The organism is Ramlibacter sp. (assembly GCF_029866045.1).
GTDB lineage: Bacteria > Pseudomonadota > Gammaproteobacteria > Burkholderiales > Burkholderiaceae_C > Ramlibacter.
Genome location: NZ_JARXAB010000157.1, coordinates 1 through 22,072 on the forward strand (window position 1 = coordinate 1; position 22,072 = coordinate 22,072).

A 22,072-nucleotide genomic window follows, 5' to 3' on the forward strand; every position below is an offset into this window, starting at 1 on the left:
AAGCCCGACGACGGGACCCTGCAGGTGCAGCAGGGTCTTTTGAGGGCGTATGTTCCGCAAGAGCCTGTTCTCGAGGCCGAATCAACCGTATTCGAGTCCGTCAGTAGCGGCCTTGGGGCCGTTCTGGCGCTCATAGAGTCCTATGCGGACGGTAGGGGCGACCTGGATACCCTGCAGAGGGAGATCGAGGCGCAGGACGGCTGGAACTGGCAGCGACGTGTGGAAGAGACTTTGCATCGCCTGCATCTCCCTGCGAATGCGAGGATCACTACTCTTTCTGGCGGCATGCGCAAGCGCGTTGCCTTAGCCCAAGCCCTGGTGACCCGCCCGGATGTCCTTTTCTTGGATGAGCCGACCAACCACCTGGATTTGGACGCCATCGATTGGCTAGAGGAACTGCTACTGGACTTCAAAGGGAGCGTCGTGACGATCACCCATGATCGCGCCTTCCTCGACAAAATTTCCACACGCATCGTCGAACTGGATCGGGGGCAACTCAAGGGCTACCCGGGTAATTTCAGCCGCTACCAAGTCCTGAAAGACGAGCAATCGGCCTACGAGAGTGTGGTCAGCGCCAAGGCCGACAAGTTGCTGGCGCAGGAAGAGGTGTGGGTGCGTAAGGGAGTGGAAGCCCGGCGAACCAGAGCACAAGGACGGATCACGCGTCTCGAGAGGCTGAGGTCGAACCGGGCAGCCCGCCGCGAAGCCCTTGGGCGGGTCAAGTTGGAGGTCGCGACGGGCCTGCCCAGTGGGAAGATCGTGGCAGAGCTGACCGAGGTAAGCAAGTCATTCGCAGACGCCTCGGGAGAGGGTGTCCGCTCCGTGGTCCGCGATTTTTCTGCGACGCTGCTGCGAGGGGACAAGGTAGGGGTGGTAGGGCCCAATGGCGCTGGCAAGACCACCCTGCTGAAGCTGATCCTAGGGGAATTGGAGCCCGACGCAGGGTCTGTCAGGCGCGGATCGAAGTTAGAGGTCGCGTACTTTGACCAGATGCGAGACGCCTTAGACATGGACGCCACTCTGGAAGATTTCATCAGTCCAGGTAGCGAGTGGATCGAAATTGGCGAGCAGCGCAAGCACGTCAAGAGCTACCTCGGAGACTTTCTGTTTTCGCCGGCACGGGCGGGCTCCCCAGTCCGATCCCTATCGGGCGGGGAGCGAAACCGGCTCCTCCTGGCACGGCTTTTTGCGCGCCCAGCGAATGTGCTGGTGCTAGACGAACCCACCAACGACTTGGATATCGACACGCTTGAGCTTCTGGAGGACCTACTTCAGTCCTATGAAGGAACGGTATTTCTGGTGAGCCACGATCGCCGCTTCCTGGACAACGTGGTGACGAGCACCCTCGTGGCTGAAGGGGGCGGGCGGTGGCGCGAGTACGAAGGCGGCATCCAGGACTGGCTCACGCAGTCCCGCCGTGCCCAATTGCTGGCAACTGGCGAGCAACGGCCCGCCGCCGTTAGGCCGACCGCGCAGCTGCCCGCGACCGGAGCTGCTCCGTCAGCCCCAGCCTCCGCACCCACACCTGGCAAGGCGAAGAAACTGAGCTACAAGGAACAAAGGGAGTTGGATGCGCTGCCAAATCTGATCGAGACCTTGGAGCAAGAACAAAAAGCGATCCAGTCGCAACTGGCTGATGGAAACCTCTACCGTACCGACGGGCTGCGGGCAGCCCAATTGGCAGCGCGCAGCCTGCAAATTGAAGAGGAGTTGACGGGAGCACTGGAGCGCTGGGAGGCGCTGGGCGCAACCTGATAACGCAGCCGAGCACCGCGAAGCAGGCGGCCCGCCTGCCGAGTCCTATCAAGCATGAATCTGCGTTCCATTCGGCTTCCTTCAATATTCATCAACACAGACATCGTCAGTTACCAACCTACGCTGGCGCCGGGCGTAGCGCCGACAGCTGATGTCTAGATCAAAAAGCCGTGAACCACAGTGAATTGACTGCCCTGCTCACGTTCGCCGCAGCGATGAGCTTTTCGCCAGGTCCGAACACGACACTATCAACCGCGCTCGCCGCCAACCGGGGAATGCGGGTGGCGATCCGTTTTTGCTTGGCTGTGCCCGTCGGCTGGACCCTTCTCATCCTTGCCTGCGGCCTCGGGCTGGGCGCCCTCATATTGAACATTCCGCCACTGCGCTGGAGCGTGAAGGTCTTGGGCGTCGGCTACCTGCTCTGGCTTGCCTGGAGACTGATGCGCCAAACCTCGCTGTCTGGCCAGGTAGAAGGCAAGCTCTTGCAAATTGGGTTCATGCAAGGGGTCTTGCTGCAGTTCGTGAATATCAAGGCTTGGATGTTGGCGCTCACCGTTACCGCCGGCTGGGTGGTGAGTGCTGGCGGACTGGCCGCACCGAATCCGAACGAGCGGCTGGCGATTGTTGCGCCACTGATGGCGTTTTTTGCCTTCAGCAGTAACTTCACCTACGCCGCTGCGGGCTCCCTGATGCGCGGTTGGTTGGAGAAGGGCCAACGGCTTCGGTGGTTCAACCGGTTTCTGGCCATGGTTCTGGCGGCGACAGGTGCCTGGATGCTTCTAGTCTGAAGCCCAGGGGAAAAAGACCAGGAGCCTTCAAGGCCGCACCACCTCCAAGAACCCTACGTCTCGCTTCGCCAGGCTCCGACGAACGAGCGGAGTCGACCAATTGCCGCGCAGTAGGTCTTTAGTCGCGAGGGCGACGGACCACCGGGATCCGGTTGGCCACAATGGCTACCATGGCAACCCTGTACCTTGTTCGACACGGCCAAGCCTCCTTCGGGGCCGAAGACTATGACCAACTGAGCGACCTCGGGCGACGCCAGAGCCTGCGCCTGGGGCAGTACTTCGCAGAGAGGGGCCTGAAGTTCGACGCGATCCTGATCGGGACGCTCCGCCGGCACGCGCAGACCCTCGACTCCCTGCTCCAAGGCATGGGGGCGCAATGCGAGCCGCTGAAATGGCCCGGGCTCAATGAGTACGACAGCGCCGCTGTGATCGAGGCCGTGCATCCCGCGCCCCTGCAAGCCCCGACCACACCCGAGACCTATCGACAGCGTTTCCGGCTGCTGAAAGACGGCCTGACGCAATGGATGGCTGGCGTGGTCACGCCGCGCGGCATGCCTAGCTACGCTGAATTCGTGGCAGGCATCTCCGGAGCACTCGACCATGTACGGGCGAATCACTATGGCCAGTCGGTCCTGATTGTGAGCAGCGGCGGCCCGATTTCCACCGCGGTCGGCCATGTGCTTCAGGCACCACCCGAAACCACCATCGAGCTCAATCTGCGGATCCGCAATACCGCGTTGACGGAATTTGCCTTCACGCCAAAACGACACATGCTGGTGAGCTACAACGCGCTGCCCCATCTGGACACGCCCGACTTGCGCAACTGGGTGACATACACATAGAGCGAAAGCGACGGTTGTAATGCGGCCGGCAAGAAACGAGTGCAGCGCGGGGGGCCACGCATCAAGATTGCCAAAGGGCCGAAGGTCCGAGCTCGGCCACATGGGCGGCCGCTAAACTGGACGCCAGTCTCACGATGAACGCTTCTGATCGTCACCCGCAAAACTCGCGCCCCGCAGCGCTCACCGCTCAGGACGGCTGGCAGGTGCTTTGCCTGTGTGCTGATTGGTGCGGCACTTGCCGCGAGTGGCGGCCTCAGCTGTTGGCGCAGGCAGCGCACATGCCGTGGGTGAAATTCGGCTGGGTGGATGTGGAGGACCAGGCCAACGCGGTGGGCGAACTGGATATCCAGACCTTTCCCACGCTCCTCATCGCGCAAGGAAACCGGGTGCGCTTTCTGGGCCCAGTTCTGCCCGCTGCCGCTGCCATCACCCGCCTGCTGGAGAGCCTGGAAAGCGACCCGAAGGCAGGCAACGCATCGGCCGATGCGGACGCCCTGCTCGCACGCCTGCGCGAAGCGGGCGTCGAGCCCGTCTGACTGCGCGACACCGTCCTACGAAGCTCGTGTGCCCATCCTGACGAGCAGTGCCTGGTAGCGGGCTATCAATGGATGTGTGGCCGGCGCGGTGCTGGCCATGCATTCCTCAACAGCTACATCATCCATTCAGGAGTACCCATCATGGCTTCGAGTCAACAGGACAAGGGCGGCACCTCCAACCGGGGCTTCGCATCCATGGACCCCCAACGCCAGCGCGAAATCGCCAGCCAAGGCGGTCGGGCTGCCCACGAAAAGGGCACGGCGCACGAATTCAGTTCGGAGGAAGCCCGCGAAGCTGGTCGCAAGGGCGGCCAAGCGCGTAGCCAGAACAGTCGGGCCAACAAGGCGCGCTGAGATGGGGGCCGGCTCTCGCGCAGCGCCGGCCTCCTCGCCCATCACCCTGCAACGGCTTGGAGCGGGATGACGCGGCCAGAAGGCCTCGTGGCACGGGCGCGTAACTGACCGCAGCCGCCCTCAACATCTTGCCCGGCGGACTGACGCAGCTTGGTCAGCACCCCCCGACGATGGAGGTGACGCGCGATCTCGGCTGCGCGCTCCCAGGAGGGACGGCGGAAGTTGAGGCCGTCGACTTCGTTGAATGGGATCATGTTGAGGACACCGAACTTGCCTTTGAGCAAGCGGACGATGCCATCGAGCTCGGCTTGGCTGTCGTTGATGCCCTCTATCAGGGTCCACTGGTATTGGATCGGGTAGCCGCTCTCGCGGGCATAACGCTCGCCAGCGTCGACGATGTCTTCGGGCGTGAGCCGCGGTGCCCGGGGCAGCAACTCGGCACGGAGGTCTGCGCGCGTGGTGTGCAAGGAAAGGGCTAGCGCAGGCCTGACCCGCTGCTGCGGCAGTGCTTCGAACACCCGTGGGTCGCCGACAGTGGAAAGTACGAGACTTTTATGTCCGATGTTGCCCCAGGTACCCAGCAGGTCAATGGCTTCAAGGACCTGCTCGAGGTTGTGAGCTGGCTCGCCCATCCCCATGAACACCACCTTTCGCACCGGCCGGCGCTGGCGAGCGAGAACCACCTGGGCCACCATTTCGCCGCTGGTGACGTGGCGCACCAGGCCCTCGCGACCTGTCATGCAAAACACGCAGCCGACCGCACAGCCGACCTGACTCGAGATGCACAAGCCCTCTCGCGGCAACAGAACGCTTTCGACAGCTTGGCCGTCTGCCAATTCGACCAGCAATCGCTCGGAGCCGTCCTGCGCAGGGTGCGCTGATTGAAGGCGGGCCAGCGCGGCCAGATCGGCCTCGATCCGAGGCAACTCGGCAAGCAGCGCGCGCGGCATGAAGTCCTGCAAGCGCCGTGGACCCTTATCCTGGGGCAAGGCCTGCGACCATAGGCGCAGCACCCGGTTCTCGTGCCGGGGGCCGGCACCCAAGGCGCGCAGGCGTTCACGCAAGGTCTCGATCCGCATGCGCTCATTATCCGGGCGCGGCGGACACACCGGAATGACCGCCGGCCCCTCGGCAATAGCCCGCGCGGCCATCGGGTTGCCGAAGGACCGCGATGAAGGGAGATCACGTGCCTTCGAGAACGCTCACACCGGCTGCCCCTGTGTCTTGGTGTTTGCGGCCACCTTCGGTCCGCTGATCGGTGCCTGGTGTGAACGGTCAGGCTCTGCCGGCTCCGAGATATCACTCAGGGATTGACCCACCTGTTGCTGGGCCTGCGCTTCATCGTGCGCCTGCTTGGCGGCGATGTCGCCCAAAGAGATGATGCCCACCAGATGGTCATTCCGATCGACCACGGGCAAGCGTCGCACCTGAGACTTTCCCATCTCGCGAAGCACCTCCTGCACGTCATCGTCATCGCGGACGGTGCGAACATGTGCGCTCATGACATCCGAGAGCTTGCATTTGCGCAGATCCAACTCCTGCGCCACGCCGCGCACGATGATGTCGCGGTCGGTCACCATGCCGACCAGACGCTCACCCTCGCATACGGGCACTGCGCCGATGTTGAGCTCCTCCATGGCCTTGGAGGCAGCCACCAGGTTGTCGTCGGGTCGCATGGTACGCACACCACGGGTCATGAAATTTGCCACTGTGCTCATTGCTGATCTCCTGAGATAGCCGGCGGAATGCCGGCGTGGCAATGAATCTAGGCAGACCGGACGCAGGCGTCGTCGGCGGTCTCGCAAGCTGGCGTAGGAGACGGGCGTGGCGATGGGGCGCGCAGGTGCCAGACGACCCTTCAGCCAGCGATGTCGGGGTCGGCGCGCAGCGTGGAAAGGGGCAATCGCGCCACTTCCTGCAGCAGTGCCGCCAACTGGAGCCCTGCGGCATCGACCAGGGCGCGGCCCTTGTCGGCACTGGCCGCAGCGGCATTGCCCGCGGCGCCGGCTGGATGGTAGTCCTGCATCTGCCACCCCAACTTGGCGCTGCGGCCATTGCCCAGGATGGGGAACTCGGCGGCGCGCTCCTGTGACGCGGAGCGAAAGTCGCGCGCCTGCGCCATGTCCACCCTCTGCGGATGCAAGGCCAGCATCATGGAGGTCTCAATATCTCCGGCGTGGATACCGAAGCGATGCTCGGCGGGCGGGAACAGCCCGTCTACCGCCTCGCCGAGCGGCAGGGTGTACCAGCTGGTGGACAGGACGATCAGGTTGCAGCGGGCCCGCAGCTCCCGGGCGACGATGTCCATGATGCTGACCTGGCCGCCGTGGGAGTTGAACAGGACCAGCTTGCGCAGCCCCGCACGCGCCACCGACTCACCGATTTCGGTCCAGAGCCGGATGGTGGTTTCGGCCGACAGGGTGAGAGTGCCGGGAAAGCGTACGTGCTCGTCGCTCTTGCCGACAGCTTGGGTCGGCAGGAACAACACGGGCACCGAGGATGGGAGGTGCACCAGGCTGGCCGCCACAACGCCATTGACCAGGTCGGTGTCTACGCTCACCGGCAAGTGGGGGCCGTGCTGCTCAATCGCGGCCACTGGCAGCACCGCAACGGTCTGCTCGGCCAGGCCCGAGGCCTGGCGCTGCGCAAACTCGCGAGTGGAAAGATCGGCCCAGAAGCGGGAGGAGGTGCTCATGCCGCCGATATTACGGGCTTAGGCGAAGGACACTCACAGCCGCGACAATCGGGGCATGTCTGCCTCCTCGCGCCCCGCGCCCCGCACGACCGGCTACGGACCTGCCCACGCCGCCACTGCCATGCTGGCCCTCGTGATCGCCATGGCCACTGCTTTGACCGGCCAGGACGCGCAAGCCGCTGACCGCAGCGTGGTCACCACCGAGCGGGTACGGGCTGAGTTACTGGCCCATGCGCCCGAGGGTGTGGGGCCAGGCCGCCCGGTGTGGCTGGGCCTTCGCATCTCCCATCAGCCCCAGTGGCACACCTATTGGCGCAACCCGGGCGACTCGGGCCTTGCCACCACCCTGTCATGGCGTCTGCCTGCCGGCCTGAGCGCTGGCGAGATCGCCTGGCCCGTCCCACGCAGGCTGCCAGTGGGGCACCTGGTGAACTATGGCTACGAGGGCACGACGCTCCTGCCCGTGCCGATCACCGTCACGCAAGACATGCGCCCCTCGCCGCTGTCGCCGCAGCTGAAGATCCAGCTCAAGGCGCAGTGGCTCGTATGCAAGACGGAGTGCATCCCTGAGGAGGGTGAGTTCGAGCTGCAGCTGCCGGTGCAGGGCAGCACCGCACTGCACGCCAACGATTTCCAAGCCGCCTTTGGCGCTGCGCCCCGGGCCCTTCCGACGAATCCCAGCGCCGCGGCCACCGGACTCGCCAGCGGGGCAAGGGTCGAGGGGCAGGCGCTTCGCCTAGAGCTGCGCGGCCTGCCGCTTGAAGCACGCGGCAAGACCTTGGCACTGTTTCCCGAGACAGCAGGCGTGATCGACAACGCGTCGGCGATGACCCAGTCGTGGCAAGGCGCGGTCTGGACGGCCCAGCTTTCGCTCTCCCCCCAACGCGATGTATCACCCGGGCAGGTGAGCGTCGTGGTCGCGGATGGCGCAAGGGCATGGCGGGCCGAGCTGCCGGTAGCGGGAACCTGGCCGGCGGTCAGCGCCCCCGCGGCCGAGGTGTCGCCCGCTCTGGCCGAGGCCCTGCGACGCAACGCACAGACGGGTCCGCCTGCCACCAGCACGACGGGCTGGCTTCTGGCGATGCTGGGCGCTGTCCTGGGCGGCATGCTGCTGAACCTGATGCCATGCGTCTTCCCGGTGCTGGCGGTCAAGGTGGTCGGATTCGCCCGGCACGGCAGCGACCCCCGTGCACGTGCTTTGAGTGGGCTGGCCTACACCGGTGGCGTGGTGGCTGCCTTCCTTTTTCTGGGCGGGCTCTTGCTGGCCTTGCGTGCAGGCGGCGAGCAACTGGGCTGGGGCTTCCAGCTTCAGTCGCCGGCAGTCGTCGCGGCACTGGCAGCGCTTTTCACCCTGATCGGCCTGAATCTGGCGGGTCTGTTCGAGTTCGGGACGATGCTGCCACCCGGCTGGGGCGGCCTGCAACTGCGCCATCCGCTGGCAGACGCCGCGCTTTCTGGGGTGCTTGCGGTTGCGATCGCCTCGCCATGCACCGCTCCCTTCATGGGCGCCTCACTGGGGGCGGTGGTGACGCTGCCACCGGCCCAGGGACTGGCAGTGTTCGCTGCACTGGGCGTGGGCATGGCGGCGCCCTATCTCGCGATCAGTGTCTGGCCAAGGGCCGGCCAATGGCTGCCCCGACCGGGACCCTGGATGGACCAGTTCCGCCGGCTCATGGCCTTTCCCATGTTTGCCACCGTGGTCTGGCTCGTCTGGGTTCTGGGCCAACAAAGCGGCATTGACGGCGCCGCTGCGCTCCTGGCCTTATTGGTGGCGATGGCCTGGTTGGTATGGGCGCTGGGGCTTAATGGCCGCTCGCGTTTGGTCTTGGGCCTGTTGGCTGCTGTGGTTCTGGCGGCGGCTGCCCTTTGGATCGGCCCGCTGGTGCTGCGCGAGGAGGCGCCGCCGGCCACGGGGGCACAGGCGTCGAGCAGGTCCGGAGCGACCTGGCAGCCCTGGTCGCCCGAGCGGGTGCAGCAGGCCCTGGCCGCGGGGCGTCCCGTCTTTGTCGATTTCACCGCCGCTTGGTGCGTGACCTGCCAATACAACAAGGCCACCACCCTGAGCGACCCCTCGGTCCTGGCCGACTTTGCCGCGCGGCAGGTGGTGCTGCTACGCGCCGATTGGACGCGGCGCGATCCGACCATCACGGCTGCCCTGGGCGCGCTCGGCCGCAGCGGCGTACCAGTCTACCAATTGCAGATGCCCGGAAAGGACCCGGTGCTGCTGCCGGAAGTGCTGTCGCCCGCCGAGATCCGGCAGGCGCTGTCTCGGCCCTGAGCCAGGGCAGGCAGTTGGCCCGCCTGACGCGCAAGGCAGTCCCGCCCTGTCCGGAAGGGTCCTGCGCCCACGTACAAGGAGGCCTCGGCGGGCCCTCCCGGGGCCCCGGGCGGATGGTCCCCGAGGCCTGCCACAATGGAGGGATGAGCTTCGCCCCCTTGCGCAATGACACCTTCCTGCGCGCCTGCCTGCGCCAGGCCACTGACCACACGCCAATCTGGCTGATGCGCCAGGCCGGGCGCTACCTACCCGAGTACCGCGACACGCGGGCAAGGGCGGGCAGCTTCATGGGCCTGGCCACCAATACCGACTACGCCACCGAGGTGACGCTACAGCCTCTCGATCGGTACCCGCTGGATGCGGCCATCCTCTTTTCGGACATCCTCACCGTGCCCGACGCGATGGGACTGGGCCTCAGCTTCGCCTTGGGCGAAGGCCCCAAGTTCGAGAAAGTGGTGCGCGACGAGGCCGCAGTCAAAGCGCTGGAGGTTCCAGACATGGACAAACTGCGCTATGTCTTCGACGCGGTGACCTCCATCCGCAAGGCGCTGCAGGGGCGCGTGCCCCTCATCGGTTTTTCAGGTAGCCCCTGGACACTGGCCTGCTACATGGTCGAGGGCGGCGGCTCGGACGACTACCGCCTGGTCAAGGCCTTGATGTACAGCCGACCCGACCTGATGCACCGCATCCTGCAGGTCAATGCCGACGCCGTGGCCGCCTATCTCAACGAACAAATTCGAGCTGGCGCGCAGGCGGTGATGATTTTCGACAGCTGGGGCGGGGTCCTCGCCGACGGCTGTTTCCAGGAATTCAGCTTGGCCTACACGCGGCGCGTGCTTTCACAACTGGTACGCACGCACGAAGGGGTGACCATCCCGAGCATCGTCTTTACCAAAGGCGGTGGCCTGTGGCTGGAGGAAATGGCCGATCTGGACTGCGAGGTGCTGGGTGTCGACTGGACAGTCAACCTCGGCCAGGCCCGCGCGCGCGTCGGTGGCAGCAAGGCCCTCCAAGGCAACCTCGATCCGAACGTGCTCTTCGCGCCGCCAGCGCAGGTACAGGCCGAAGCGATCAAGCTTCTGGACAGCTTTGGCACCCCTCACCAAGGTCCAGGCCTGGGCCCGACCCATATCTTCAATTTGGGCCATGGCATCAGCCAGCACACGCCGCCGGAGCACGTTCAGGCACTGGTCGAAGCCGTCCATGGCCATTCGCGCAAGATGCGCCGCGCGCCAGGGGCCTGAGCCCTGCGGGTTCCAAGGTAGCACCTTCAGGTGGGGTGCTACTGCCTCGGTTCACGGATTTTCTGTGGCCGCGCAACTTGACTTATGCACAAAAGTCGTGCTGCGGCGCGCAAACCACTGCGTTCGGGCCCTGGCTCCGTCAGGCTGACAGGGTGTTGCCTAAGTCCTTGATTCATATGAACTTCGAACGATGCCGATTTTCTCAGCATCTCAGCCAAACGCTTGATTTATCAAGGCTTACAGCCTTCCCGAAGCAAGCTATCAACAAAGTTGTCCACAGTAATTCTGAATGTCCGTCAAACCTCTTTAGATTCAAGGACTTGTGCGTGAATTCTTCGAACCACCTGAGGATCTCCGCCTAACTTTGGTCTGAGCGATGCCCTACAGCTTGTCCGTCGTCGTCGCCACACCTGCCCACAGTGGGCTGCGCGCAGCGCTGAGCTATCGGAGTGAGTCCGCGCTCGCGCCAGGTACGCTGGTGCGCGTGCCCTTGGGCAAGCGCGAAGTCTTGGGTGTCGTCTGGGAGCCAACCGAAGCGCCAATGCCGGCCGGGATCGAAGAGCGCTCGGTGATCGCCGCACTCGACGCGCTGCCACCCTTGGCGGTGGCCTGGCGCCGGCTGGTCGACTTCGCTGCAGGTTATTACCAGCGGGGCCTCGGCGAGGTGGCCCTGGCGGCGCTGCCGCCGCAGCTGCGCGACCTTGACCCGGTGCAGCTGGCCAGACGACTCAAGCGCCACAAGCCCGATGGGGGTGGGGCGCAAGGCGCTGCGGCGCCAGGACCCGCGCTGACGCCCCAGCAGCAAGCCGTTCTGGCGGAGATCGCTGGCGCCCACGCCAACTCCGGCAAGCCCTATCTGCTTTTTGGCGCGACCGGCAGCGGCAAGACCGAGGTCTACCTGCAGGCCACTGCCAGAGCGCTGGCTGCCGACCCGCAAGCGCAGATCCTGATCCTGGTGCCGGAGATCAACCTCACCCCCCAACTGCTCTCCCGATTCGTCGAGCGCTTCGGCGCGGGTCACGTGGTGGCCATGCACAGCGGGCTCACGCCGCCGCAACGGCTGGCGAGTTGGCTGGCCGCCCATGCCGCACTGGCGCGGATCGTTCTGGGCACTCGCATGGCCGTGTTCGCGTCCATGCCGAATCTGCGCCTGATCGTCGTCGACGAGGAGCACGACCCTAGCTACAAGCAGCAGGAAGGGGCCCGCTACTCGGCGCGAGATCTGGCCGTGCTCCGCGGCCGGCTGCAGGCCGCGCCGGTGGTCCTGGGATCGGCCACGCCTTCACTGGAAAGCTGGCAAGCCAGCGAGACTGGGCGTTACCAGCGTCTGGCAATGCCAGAGCGGGTGGGCGCCGGCGTATTGCCCGAGGTGCGCCTGGTGGACATGAACCTGCAAGCGAAGCGCACCCTGCTCGCCCCCGCGCTGCTGGACGCCATTGCCAAGCGGGTCGCCCTCGGCGAGCAATCCCTGATTTTTCTGAACCGGCGGGGCTATGCCCCGGTCCTCGCCTGTACCGCCTGCGACTGGAAAAGCGACTGCCCCCACTGCAGCGCCTTCCGGGTCTTCCACAAGGTCGACCGCACCCTTCGCTGCCACCACTGCGGCCTGGGTGAGCGCGTTCCGCGCGCATGTCCTGCCTGCGGCAATGTGGATATCGCGCCGGTGGGCCGGGGCACCGAGCAGCTCGAAGAGCAGATCGCCGAGCTTCTGGGCAGCGTGAACGCGCCCGGCGGGGATGGCCAGCCCCGACCGGTGAGGGTGGCCCGGATCGACGCGGACACCACCCGAACCAAAGGCTCGCTGGAGGCGCAGTTGGCCCAGGTTCATGCGGGCAATGTCGACGTGCTCGTGGGCACGCAAATGGTGACCAAGGGCCATGACTTCCGACGCATTACCCTGGTGGCCGCAGTCAATCCCGACTCGGCGCTTTACTCGAGCGATTTCCGCGCCCCGGAGCGGCTCTTCTCGCTGCTGATGCAAGCGGCGGGCCGGGCCGGTCGAGACGCCGCACAGGCAGCCAGCAGCCAGATGTGGGTGCAGACCTGGAATCCGCATCACGAGCTCTTCGAAGCCCTGCGACGCCATGACTTTCCGGCCTTCGCCGCCGCACAACTCAAGGAGCGCGAGGCCGCAGGCATGCCCCCCTTCGCCTTTCAGGCATTGGTGCGGGCGGAGGCGCGGACCCAGGCGGCCGCTCAGGCCTGGCTGCAAGCAGCGCGTGACGGCGCCGAAGGGCTGGACCCTGCTGGTCAGGTCTTCATCTATGCACCCGTGCCGATGGGCTTACAGCGGGTAGCCAATGTCGAGCGAGCGCAATTACTGGTTGAGAGCGCATCACGCCCAGCGCTGCAGCGCTTCCTCGCGTCCTGGCAAGAGGTCCTGCACGGACTGCGGGAGCCAGGCCTGATCCGGTGGGCTGTGGATGTCGATCCGTTGGCGGTTTGAGGGTTGACCTGCGGGCAGGTCCCAGGGCCCAGGTCGCGAGTGCCTGCGCGCCAGCAGGTGCGGATCAGCCCCGCGCCTCCTCGCCAGACGGGCCCAGCGCACCCGACTGCTTGATCTGCAGTGCGGCCTCGTACAGGGCATTGCGAGAGCCGCCGCTGGCCTCGGCGGCGATTCGCACCGCCGTCTTCAGCGGTAGCTCGGCCAGCAATAGCCTCAGCAGGGTCTGACCGTCCTCAACCGGTCGGGCCAATGCCCAGGGGTGGAGCACCAAAGCGAATTCGCCGCGGCTGCGCTGGACATCCTCGGCCAGCCAGCCAGTCAAGGCATTGCAGGACAGGGTGTGCACCTGCTCGAACTGCTTGGTCAGTTCACGACCGACGGTCAGGGGACGTTCACCCAGGGCCGAAAGCGCCTCTGCCAGATCGGCCATTCGGTGCGGCGCTTCCAGCAGCACCACCGCGCGGGGCTCCTGCCCGAGCGCCTGGACCGCCGCCGCTCGCTCTCCTGCCTTGGCCGGTAGGAAACCTGCGAAGACGAACGCTGGGTCTGCGCCGCCTGCGCCAGCGACGCTCAGCACCGCGGTGACGCTGCTGGCCCCCGGCATCGGCAACACCCGGTAACCGGCGGCGCGAGCCGCGGCGGCTAGGCGCGCGCCCGGGTCGCTCACGGCGGGCGTGCCTGCATCGCTGAGGTAAGCCACCCGCGCGCCGGCGGCAAGGTGACGCAGGACCTGCTGGGCCGCCTCCGCTTCGTTGTGCTGGTGCACAGCCACCAGTCCGCCAGACGGCCGCTCCAGGCCCAGTCCGCGCAGCAGGCCCAGGGCCTGGCGGGTGTCCTCGCAAGCGATGATGTCGACCAGCCCCAGCAAGTGAAGCGCCCGGAGGCTGACGTCGGCCAGGTTGCCAATGGGCGTGGCCACCATGTAGAGGGCGCCTTGCGGATAATTCTGCCCGCCGGCCGCCTCTCGGGCGGCCGCCTGGGCCAAGGCAAAGGGGACGGTCATGGAGCTCCCGGCAAGAAAAACCACCAAATCGGTGGGCGATGCGGCTGAAGACCGCGCCCTGGCGCACCTGCGCGCCGCCGGACTGCGGCTCGTCGAGCGCAATTATCGGACCCCAGGTCGCGGCGGCGGGGAGGTCGACCTGATCCTTCGCGAGCCCGGCGGTACGCTTGTCTTCGTCGAGGTCCGCGCGCGGGCCAGCCACGGCTTCGGGGGCGCCGCGGCCAGCGTCGGCCCCGCCAAGCAGGCGCGGCTGGTGCGGGCCGCACGCAGCTACCTGCTGCGCCTGCCCGCACCGCCCCCCTGCAGGTTCGACGTGGTCGCGATCGATTCCGGGCAACTTCAATGGTTGCGCGGCGCATTCGACGCGGGCTGAGCCTTGGCGCGGGTATCATTGATTTCCATGCTTGAACAACGCATCCAGCAGCACTTCGTCGATAGCGCCGACCTGAAGTACCAGTCCGCGCAAACGCTGAATAAGCCGATCGCTGCGGCCATCCAGGCCGTGCTGGCCTGTGTCACCAGCGGTGGCAAGGTACTGGCCTGCGGCAATGGCGGTTCGGCCGCCGACGCCCAGCACTTCGCCGCTGAAGTTGTTGGGCGCTTCGAGCGCGAGCGGCCCGAGCTGGGTGCCATCGCACTCACCACGGACAGCTCTATCCTGACCGCGGTGGCCAACGACTACGACTTCACACAGATCTTCGCTAAGCAGGTGAGGGCCTTGGGGCAGCCTGGTGATGTGTTGCTGGCCATCACCACCAGCGGAAACTCGGCCAATGTGCTGGCCGCGATTGAGGCGGCCCACAGCCGTGAGATGACCGTCGTGGCGCTCACAGGTCGCGGCGGCGGCCGCATGGGCCAAGCCTTGCGCGAAACCGACGTACACATCTGCGTTCCACATGAGCGCACCGCTCGTATCCAGGAGGTACACCTCCTGGCCATTCACTGCATCTGTGACGGCGTGGACGCCACGCTCCTCGGTGACCAGGAAACCAACACATGACAATGAAAAAACTGCAACGCTTCTTCCTGGCCGCGGCGACGGCGGCCAGTCTTGCCACCGCCCTCAGCGGCTGCGCACCACTGTTGCTCGGTGGTGCCGCCATGACCGCCATCGTCGCCACGGACCGTCGGACCTCGGGCGCCCAACTCGAAGACGAGACCATCGAGTTCAGGGCGAGCGGCCGTATCCGCGACGCACTCGGCGATCGCGTCCATGTGGTGGTCACCAGCTTCAACCGTCAAGTCCTGCTCACGGGCGAGGTGCCTGACCAAGTGACGCGGGAAACCATCGAACAGATCGTCCGCAAGGTCGACAACGTTAACGGCGTCATCAATGAGTTGGGCATTCATATCGTCTCCTCCCTCAGTCAGCGCTCCAACGACCTGCTGCTGACCACCAAGGTTCGAGCCACCCTGATTGACGCGCGCGACCTGAGCGCTGGCGCTTTTAAGGTGCAGACCGAGCGTGGCACTGTCCACCTCATGGGACGGGTCACCGCCCGGGAGGCCGAGCGCGCCACCAACCTGGTGCGTTCAATTTCCGGGGTACAGCGCGTGGTCCGCGCCTTTGAAATCATCACTGAAGAAGAGTTACAGCGGATGATGCCGCGCCAGGCCGCACCCGCAGTCGCCCCCGTCGCCAGTGCGCAAAGCCGGTAGCGGCTACGGGCAGGCAATGCGGGTAGCCGGGGCTCGCTGGCTCTGGCAGCTGCGAGTGCCCTGTGGCGGCACCCTTAGCGCAATCGCCTGATAAGGCTCGAGGTATCCCAGCGACCGCCGTCCATCTGCTGGATATCGGCATAAAACTGGTCGACAAGCGCTGTGACCGGTAGCCGGGCGCCATTGCGACGGGCTTCCTCCATCACCAGGCCCAGGTCTTTGCGCATCCAGTCGACTGCAAAGCCGAATTCAAAGCGGTCGTCGACCATGGTCTTGCCCCGGTTGTCCATCTGCCAACTCTGGGCAGCCCCCTTGCCGATCACATCCAGCACCTGATGCATGTCGAGGCCCGCCCTCTGGCCGAATGCAATTGCTTCGGACAAGCCCTGCACCAGCCCCGCGATGCAAATCTGATTGACCATCTTGGCCAGTTGACCTGCGCCGCTGTCACCCAGCAGGGTCACAGCGCGCGAGTAGGCCATGGCCACTGGCCGCATGGTCTCGAAGGCGGTGGCATCCCCCCCGCACATGACGGTGAGCAGGCCGTTCTGGGCACCCGCCTGGCCGCCGGAGACGGGCGCGTCGACAAAAGCAACGCCCAAGGCCTGGGCCGCAGCGCACAGCTCGCGCGCAACATCGGCTGAGGCGGTGGTGTGGTCGACGAAGATGGCCCCCGGCTTCATCCCGGCCAAGGCACCATCACGACCCAGCACCACTGCGCGCAGGTCGTCGTCATTGCCGACGCAGCAAAAGACGATGTCGCACCCGGCGGCTGCTTCGCGCGGGGTCGGGGCGCTGGCGCCCTTGAACTCGGCCCCCCAAGCCAGTGACTTGGCGGGGCTGCGGTTGTAGACCGTGACCTGATGCCCGGCCAGGGCCAGATGGCCCGCCATCGGGAGGCCCATGACACCGAGGCCGAGGAAGGCGACCCGACGGGGAGTGACGCCGTCATAGGTGCGGGAATTGGTGCTGGGCATGTAAAAAGTCTCCTAGTTCATCATCAGATTGACGAATTCTAGGAGGCGGGCGCGGCCTGTGCGAACGGGTCGCGGAGAAGACGCCCGCGAACAGTGGGGACGACAGTCAGCCGCGAAAACCCGCCTGCTCGCCCCCGGCAACTGCCGCCTGAGGACAGGGTCCAGATTGAACGAGCTGATCGCGGCAAGACCAGCTCGTGTGACGGGCAGCGCGAACCCCTAGCCGGGGAAGTTTTCGGGGGAGCGGGCGCGGGCGCGGGCCTCGGCCGGGGTGATGATTCCCCGCCGCACCAGGTCGGTCAGGCACTGGTCCAGGGTCTGCATGCCCAAGGCCTGGCCGGTTTGAATAGCCGAGTACATCTGCGCAACCTTGCCCTCGCGGATCAGATTGCGGATGGCGGGCGTGCCCAGCATGATCTCGTGGGCCGCCACGCGGCCCGAGCCATCACGCAGGCGGCACAGGGTCTGCGCGATCACTGCCACCAAAGACTCGGAGAGCATGGCGCGGACCATCTCTTTCTCGTCGCCAGGAAAGACATCGATGATGCGGTCGATGGTCTTGGCCGCGCTCGAAGTGTGCAGGGTTCCGAAAACCAGGTGGCCGGTCTCGGCTGCGGTCAGAGCCAGGCGGATGGTTTCAAGGTCGCGTAACTCGCCGACCAGAATGACATCGGGGTCCTCGCGCAGTGCAGAGCGCAGCGCGGTAGCGAAGGACAGGGTGTTGGCACCGATTTCACGCTGGTTCACCAAGCACTTGCGGGATTCGTGCACGAACTCAATCGGATCCTCGATGGTGACGATGTGCCCCAGGGTGTTGTCATTGAGGTGATTGACCATGGCTGCCAGGGTGGTGGACTTGCCCGAGCCGGTGGGTCCGGTCACCAGCACCAGCCCGCGCGGGCGCAGAGCCAGGTCGCCGAAGATGCGGGGAGCGGCTAGGGCCTCCAGGGTGAGAATCTGGCTTGGGATGGTCCGCATCACCGCAGCGGCGCCGCGCTGCTGGTGAAAGGCATTGACGCGAAAGCGGGAGAGCCCGTTGATCTCGAACGAGAAGTCGCACTCGAGGAATTCCTCGTACTGCTTGCGCTGGGCGTCGTTCATCACGTCGTAGACCATGGCCTCGACCTGCTTGCCGTCCAATGGGGCGACGTTGATCCGACGGATATCGCCGTTGACGCGGATCATGGGTGGCAAGCCGGCCGACAAATGGAGGTCGGACGCCTGATTCTTGACGGCGAAAGCAAGCAGCTGAGTAATATCCACGAAAGTCCCGTTTTTCTCGAAAAGTCGGTCCCATTATGAACATTATTTCAGGCAATCTCCAGAATATTCGAACACGAATGGCCTCATCTTGTGCTGCGGCGCAGCGCGACACAAGGGATGTTGCGCTGCTGGCGGTATCCAAGACCTTTGACGCCGATGCAGTGCGCGAGGCCGCCGCCTGCGGGCAGCGCGCTTTCGGCGAAAACTACATCCAGGAGGCGGTGGAGAAAATCGCTCTGCTAGCCGACCTGGGGCTGGAGTGGCACTGCATCGGCCCGATCCAAAGCAACAAAACCAGGCTGGTAGCCCAGCACTTCGACTGGGTGCACACCATCGACCGTCTCAAGATCGCGCAGCGCCTGTCCGAGCAACGCCCGCCATCGATGGCGCCGCTCAATTGCTGCCTGCAGGTCAATATCGACGGCGGGGCCACCAAGTCGGGGCTGGCCCCGGAGGAGGTGGCGACGCTGGCAAGGGAGGTCATGGCCCTGCCCGGCCTGCGGCTGCGAGGGTTGATGACCATCCCCGAGCCCACCGAGCGCGTCGAGGACCAGCTGGCCGTGCATCGACGCGCGCGCGCCCTGTTCGATGCCTTGCGCGGGCAAGGGTTGCCGCTGGACACCTTGTCCATGGGGATGAGCGGCGATATGGAATCTGCCATCGCCGCCGGCAGCACGATGGTGCGGGTCGGAACCGCCTTGTTTGGCGGCCGGCCGGCGAAGGCCTGACGCCCGCCCGGGGGCGGGCGTCAGCGCACCGCTCAGCGCACCGGCTCGCGGCCCAGCCGCGCCATCATCACCAGGCCGTAGAGGGCAGCCACACCCACGAGCAGATAGATCCCCCGCGCCAACGGGGAGCCATTGCCCAGCAGGGCAGCGACCAGGTCAACCCCGATCGCCCCCAGCAAGCCCCAGTTGAGGCCGCCAACAATCAAAAGGACAAGGGCTACCCAATCCAGCGCGCTGAGGCGGGATGGCGACTCGGCGTGGAGGGCGGCGCTGGAATGCATGTCGGTATGGGCCACGGTATGACTCCTGAGAGTTGGAGGGAAGCCCTCTCCCGGCAAGCTGCATGCCCAACTCCTCCACACCTCCACATCGCCATGGCGACAGAGGTCGACCCACACGCAATGGATCGGTTCAGGGCAGGCGCCATCGAGTCCTACGACCGCGACAGGCGTTGTCTGTCAAAACCAGACTGCGCCACCTTGCACACTGCCGGCTGGATCATGACGAAGTGCCCGACACGGGCAAACAGGAGGGTCTATGTCCTACAGCAGCCTCATGGGCGCCGACACGGCGCCCGCCATCCCCTCGGGCCGCAGCGGTGACCTGCTCGGTCCCAGCGACAACTCCGACAGCGGCAGCGACGCGGTGGGTAGCAGCGAAGTCCACGGCGACAGCGATTCCGCAGGCACCGGCGAGCGAGGCGAGGCCTCAGGTCTGGACACCAAGGAGGGGGGCGACATCCTGCCCGACCGGGTCGTTCAGATCGGTGGGCCCGATACCAATGCGGGTCCCTGGAGGGATGACGAGGTCTTTACCGACCTCGATGAGGACACCGCCGCCGACGACAGCATGGAGGCTCTGGGCGAGGCCGCCGAGGGCGATGTCGAACGGGACCTCAGGGCTCGCCGCGGCTCCCAGCGGCCAGCCCTTGGCAGCCCGCCTGATTCCGAGCCCGCCCAAGGCTCCGGAGCTGGGGAGGTCTGAGGGCGCTCAGGGTACTGGCGTGTCAAGCGGGGGCTGGCGCTCGAAGCAAGGTCGAGGCGCCGAACAGGCTACGCACCAGCGCCACCACGACCTCGGCGCTTCGATTGCGCAAGTCACGGGCAGGATTGAGCTCCATCAGGTCCAGCGACCCAAGCCGCCCAGTGTCTGCCACCATCTCCATGCACAACTGCATTTCACGGTAAGTGGGGCCACCGGGCACCGGGGTGCCCACTCCCGGCGCATCCTGGGGGTCGAGCACGTCCACATCAAAGCTCAGATGAAGGTGGGTATCTGCGTCCAGCCCCTTCAGGGCTTGGGCCATGGTGGCGCGCATGCCGTGCTCGTCGACATACCGCATGTCGTAGACCTCAAGCCCCCATTGGCGAATCAGCAACTTTTCCTGGGTGTCCAGGCTACGCAGGCCGATCAGCACCAGATCCCGGGCCTGCAAGGCCGCCGGAACACCGTCCCAGCCTACCAGGGACGCCAAGCCGCGTCCCAGCAAGCAGGCAACAGGCATCCCATGCAGATTCCCGCTGGGGCTGGACGCTTCGGTGTTGGCATCGGCATGGGCATCCAGCCAGAGAACACGCAGCTGCCGGCCCAGCCGTCGGCAATGCGCCGCCACGGCACTGATGGAGCCGAGCGCCAGGGAATGGTCACCTCCCATCAGCAGGGGAAATTCCCTGCGATCAAGCGCAGCGGTGACAGCCCCGAAGACAACCCGGTTCCAGGCCACCACCTCGCCTTCGCGATGGGGGCCCGCGCCGGCCATCGGTCTGGCCGAGGCCGGCGGGCGATCCGAAGGCGGTGGGCCCGGCAAGTTGCCGACATCGAGCACCGCACACCCCTGAGCCCGAAGTGCGCCAGCCAAGCCCGCAACACGCAAGGCATCGGGCCCCATGCCCGTCCCGCGCACGCCAGCACCCGCATCGGTCGGGGCGCCGATCAGGCAAACAGACAAGGCCACCGGGGCGGCGGCGTTGCGACCGGAAATGGGAAAGCCCATGGACGCATTGTCCACGGGCAGCAGCGCAAAGAAAGCTGGGCGGGCGAGCAAGGCGCAGTGCGCCTACGCGCTCTCGCCCTGCGGGAGACGTCAGCGGCGATAACCGCCGGGGCCCGGGCCACCGGGCGTCCCGGGCCGGGGCCGGTCGGGCAAGTGCCGGAACATGATGCGCCCCTTGTTCAGGTCATAGGGCGAGAGTTCGAGGGTGACGTCGTCTCCGGCGATGATGCGGATGTGGTTCTTTCGCATCTTGCCGCCGCTGTAGGCGATGAGTTCGTGCCCATTCTCAAGAATCACGCGGTAGCGCGAATCCGGCAGCACTTCGGCCACGCGGCCGCGCATTTCGATGAGTTCTTCCTTTGCCATGGGGTCCTTGAGGGGCGGGTGGCACCCGATCCACTCCAGCCGGATCTCTGGCTGGACAGGCGCCGAATAACCTTCAATTGTAAATACTTCGGCGCCCGGACTTCCGCCCCGCCCCGGCGCCCCTCCGCCTAGGCCCTCCAGGCGACCGCAGCCGAGAAGGTCAGAAAGGCGGCCGCCGTGGTGAGCAAGATGATTCGGGCCACCCGCCCGGTGTCAGCGCCGAAACGCTCGGCCAGCAGCGACACATTGCTCGCACTGGGCAGTGCAGCCGCCAGCACCACGGCCGTCAGTGCGGACGGAGACAGCGCCAGTCCAAGCGCCCGAGCGCATTCCGCGGCCGCCAGCACCAGCAGGGGATGGATCAGCAATTTGGCCAGCGACAGACCCATCACGCCCCGCCAGGGTGAAGGCGCGAAATCGCCGCCCTGCGCTTGCGCAGACCCCAGCATCACCGCGCGGGCCAGCACCGCGCCAATGGTGAAAAGGGCGACCGGCGAAGCGGCATCGGCCAGCAAGCCGATCGCGCCCGCCAGCGGCCGGACCGGCACGAGCTCCAGCCAGGAGGCGGCACCACCGAGCAAGATGGACCAGGGCATTGGATTGAGAGCCATACCGCGCAGGGCGCGCCGGGCAGCGGCCCAGGCGCCGGCCAAGGCACGGCCTTGAGCGCCGCCCGAATGGCCATCCGGCGCGTCGAGGCGGGACAGGGCAATGCAGATCGAGGTGATGATCACCATGTCAATCAGCATCGTGGCGATCACCGGGCCCGCTGCATCCGCGCCGAGCAGGGCCACCAGCAGGGGCACTCCCATGAAGCCGGAGTTGGGAAAGGCGGTGACCAGAGCGCCAAACGCGGCGTCGTTCCAGTTCAAGCCCCCGGCACGACTGGCGCGGACTGCTCCGGCCACCATGAGCAGCCCACAGGGCAACCAGACCGCCGCCACCGCCGGATCAAACAGGCGCGCCACGGGTGTGGCCGCTCCAAACCGGAACAACATGCAGGGCAAGGCGAAATACAGCACGAAAGCGTTCAGACCACCGATCGCCTCCAGAGGCAGCAAGCGCGTGCGCGCAGCCAAGTAGCCGCACAGAACGAGCGCGAAAAAAGGGAAAGTGACCTGGAGGACGTCGAGCACCTGCCTATT

General features: G+C 65.8%; 23 protein-coding genes. 13 read left to right on the forward strand and 10 right to left on the reverse strand.

Features of this window, described 5'->3' with window-relative positions; all coding sequences use genetic code 11:
- The 5 genes from QE494_RS15785 to QE494_RS15805 all read left to right on the forward strand — a co-directional run.
- The coding region (locus QE494_RS15785; RefSeq protein ID WP_300044764.1) for an ATP-binding cassette domain-containing protein at positions 1-1,755 on the forward strand (1,755 nt) is incomplete at its 5' end.
- A 170-nt stretch (positions 1,756-1,925) separates the two neighbouring features.
- The gene (locus QE494_RS15790; RefSeq protein WP_300044766.1) at positions 1,926-2,543 is read left to right on the forward strand and encodes a LysE family translocator; all 618 of its coding nucleotides are present in this window, start codon (positions 1,926-1,928) and stop codon (positions 2,541-2,543) included.
- 170 nt (positions 2,544-2,713) lie between these two features.
- Positions 2,714-3,385, forward strand: a complete 672-nt coding sequence (locus QE494_RS15795) for a histidine phosphatase family protein (RefSeq protein ID WP_300044768.1) — start codon at positions 2,714-2,716, stop codon at positions 3,383-3,385.
- A 134-nt stretch (positions 3,386-3,519) separates the two neighbouring features.
- Entirely contained in the window at positions 3,520-3,921 is a 402-nt protein-coding gene (locus QE494_RS15800) for a co-chaperone YbbN (RefSeq protein ID WP_300044770.1), read from the forward strand.
- Between the two features lie 141 nt (positions 3,922-4,062).
- Positions 4,063-4,275, forward strand: a complete 213-nt coding sequence (locus QE494_RS15805) for a KGG domain-containing protein (protein ID WP_300044773.1) — start codon at positions 4,063-4,065, stop codon at positions 4,273-4,275.
- 41 nt (positions 4,276-4,316) lie between these two features.
- Here the strand turns inward: QE494_RS15805 and QE494_RS15810 are convergent, their stop codons facing one another.
- The 3 genes from QE494_RS15810 to QE494_RS15820 form a co-directional block, all read right to left on the reverse strand.
- A complete protein-coding gene (locus tag QE494_RS15810) occupies positions 4,317-5,354 on the reverse strand; it encodes an RNA methyltransferase (RefSeq protein ID WP_300044775.1) in 1,038 nt (345 codons plus the stop codon).
- 123 nt (positions 5,355-5,477) lie between these two features.
- Positions 5,478-5,993 carry a CBS domain-containing protein gene (locus QE494_RS15815; RefSeq protein ID WP_300044778.1) on the reverse strand — a complete coding sequence of 172 codons (516 nt, stop codon included), beginning with the start codon at positions 5,991-5,993 and terminating at the stop codon, positions 5,478-5,480.
- Between the two features lie 140 nt (positions 5,994-6,133).
- Positions 6,134-6,970 carry a creatininase family protein gene (locus QE494_RS15820; RefSeq protein WP_300044781.1) on the reverse strand — a complete coding sequence of 279 codons (837 nt, stop codon included), beginning with the start codon at positions 6,968-6,970 and terminating at the stop codon, positions 6,134-6,136.
- Between the two features lie 142 nt (positions 6,971-7,112).
- On the opposite strand from QE494_RS15820, the gene QE494_RS15825 reads away from it, so the two are divergent.
- The 3 genes from QE494_RS15825 (at position 7,113) to priA (ending at position 12,938) form a co-directional block, all read left to right on the forward strand.
- Entirely contained in the window at positions 7,113-9,248 is a 2,136-nt protein-coding gene (locus QE494_RS15825) for a protein-disulfide reductase DsbD (protein ID WP_300044853.1), read from the forward strand.
- A gap of 143 nt (positions 9,249-9,391) precedes the next feature.
- Positions 9,392-10,492: a uroporphyrinogen decarboxylase gene (hemE, locus tag QE494_RS15830; RefSeq protein WP_300044784.1), complete on the forward strand. Its 1,101-nt coding sequence runs from the start codon at positions 9,392-9,394 to the stop codon at positions 10,490-10,492.
- A gap of 376 nt (positions 10,493-10,868) precedes the next feature.
- A complete protein-coding gene (priA, locus tag QE494_RS15835; protein ID WP_300044787.1) occupies positions 10,869-12,938 on the forward strand; it encodes a primosomal protein N' in 2,070 nt (689 codons plus the stop codon).
- Between the two features lie 64 nt (positions 12,939-13,002).
- Here the strand turns inward: priA and rsmI are convergent, their stop codons facing one another.
- Positions 13,003-13,941, reverse strand: coding sequence for a 16S rRNA (cytidine(1402)-2'-O)-methyltransferase (gene rsmI / locus QE494_RS15840; protein WP_300044790.1), 939 nt, complete (start codon positions 13,939-13,941; stop codon positions 13,003-13,005).
- Here rsmI and QE494_RS15845 point away from each other — a divergent pair.
- Genes QE494_RS15845 through QE494_RS15855 form a run of 3 tightly spaced genes read left to right on the forward strand, consistent with a single transcriptional unit; the run spans position 13,940 to position 15,600 of the window.
- Positions 13,940-14,314 (forward strand): YraN family protein, encoded by a 375-nt coding sequence (locus QE494_RS15845; RefSeq protein WP_300044793.1) that lies wholly within the window; start codon positions 13,940-13,942, stop codon positions 14,312-14,314. The two genes, rsmI and QE494_RS15845, sit on opposite strands and share 2 nt — an antisense overlap.
- Before the next feature lie 27 nt (positions 14,315-14,341).
- The gene (locus tag QE494_RS15850; protein WP_300044796.1) at positions 14,342-14,941 is read left to right on the forward strand and encodes a phosphoheptose isomerase; all 600 of its coding nucleotides are present in this window, start codon (positions 14,342-14,344) and stop codon (positions 14,939-14,941) included.
- On the forward strand, positions 14,938-15,600 hold the full coding sequence (locus tag QE494_RS15855; RefSeq protein WP_300044799.1) for a BON domain-containing protein: 663 nt from the start codon (positions 14,938-14,940) through the stop codon (positions 15,598-15,600). The genes QE494_RS15850 and QE494_RS15855 overlap by 4 nt, the downstream gene beginning before the upstream one ends.
- A 74-nt stretch (positions 15,601-15,674) precedes the next feature.
- On the opposite strand, the gene QE494_RS15860 is transcribed toward QE494_RS15855, so the two are convergent.
- The gene (locus tag QE494_RS15860) at positions 15,675-16,577 is read right to left on the reverse strand and encodes an NAD(P)-dependent oxidoreductase (RefSeq protein WP_300044802.1); all 903 of its coding nucleotides are present in this window, start codon (positions 16,575-16,577) and stop codon (positions 15,675-15,677) included.
- Between the two features lie 219 nt (positions 16,578-16,796).
- On the reverse strand, positions 16,797-17,840 hold the full coding sequence (locus QE494_RS15865) for a type IV pilus twitching motility protein PilT (protein WP_300044804.1): 1,044 nt from the start codon (positions 17,838-17,840) through the stop codon (positions 16,797-16,799).
- 35 nt (positions 17,841-17,875) lie between these two features.
- On the opposite strand from QE494_RS15865, the gene QE494_RS15870 reads away from it, so the two are divergent.
- Positions 17,876-18,568, forward strand: a complete 693-nt coding sequence (locus QE494_RS15870) for a YggS family pyridoxal phosphate-dependent enzyme (RefSeq protein ID WP_300044806.1) — start codon at positions 17,876-17,878, stop codon at positions 18,566-18,568.
- A gap of 32 nt (positions 18,569-18,600) precedes the next feature.
- Here the strand turns inward: QE494_RS15870 and QE494_RS15875 are convergent, their stop codons facing one another.
- A complete protein-coding gene (locus QE494_RS15875; RefSeq protein ID WP_300044808.1) occupies positions 18,601-18,864 on the reverse strand; it encodes a DUF378 domain-containing protein in 264 nt (87 codons plus the stop codon).
- A 241-nt stretch (positions 18,865-19,105) separates the two neighbouring features.
- Between QE494_RS15875 and QE494_RS15880 the strand changes: the two genes are divergently transcribed.
- The gene (locus QE494_RS15880; protein WP_300044810.1) at positions 19,106-19,552 is read left to right on the forward strand and encodes a hypothetical protein; all 447 of its coding nucleotides are present in this window, start codon (positions 19,106-19,108) and stop codon (positions 19,550-19,552) included.
- Positions 19,553-19,574: 22 nt separating this feature from the next.
- Here QE494_RS15880 and rocF read toward each other — a convergent pair whose 3' ends face one another.
- The 3 genes from rocF to QE494_RS15895 form a co-directional block, all read right to left on the reverse strand.
- Positions 19,575-20,561: an arginase gene (rocF, locus tag QE494_RS15885; protein ID WP_300044812.1), complete on the reverse strand. Its 987-nt coding sequence runs from the start codon at positions 20,559-20,561 to the stop codon at positions 19,575-19,577.
- Between the two features lie 90 nt (positions 20,562-20,651).
- Positions 20,652-20,927: a translation initiation factor IF-1 gene (gene infA, locus QE494_RS15890; RefSeq protein WP_300044813.1), complete on the reverse strand. Its 276-nt coding sequence runs from the start codon at positions 20,925-20,927 to the stop codon at positions 20,652-20,654.
- 128 nt (positions 20,928-21,055) lie between these two features.
- Positions 21,056-22,063, reverse strand: a complete 1,008-nt coding sequence (locus QE494_RS15895; RefSeq protein WP_300044856.1) for an AEC family transporter — start codon at positions 22,061-22,063, stop codon at positions 21,056-21,058.
- Positions 22,064-22,072 lie beyond the last annotated feature (9 nt).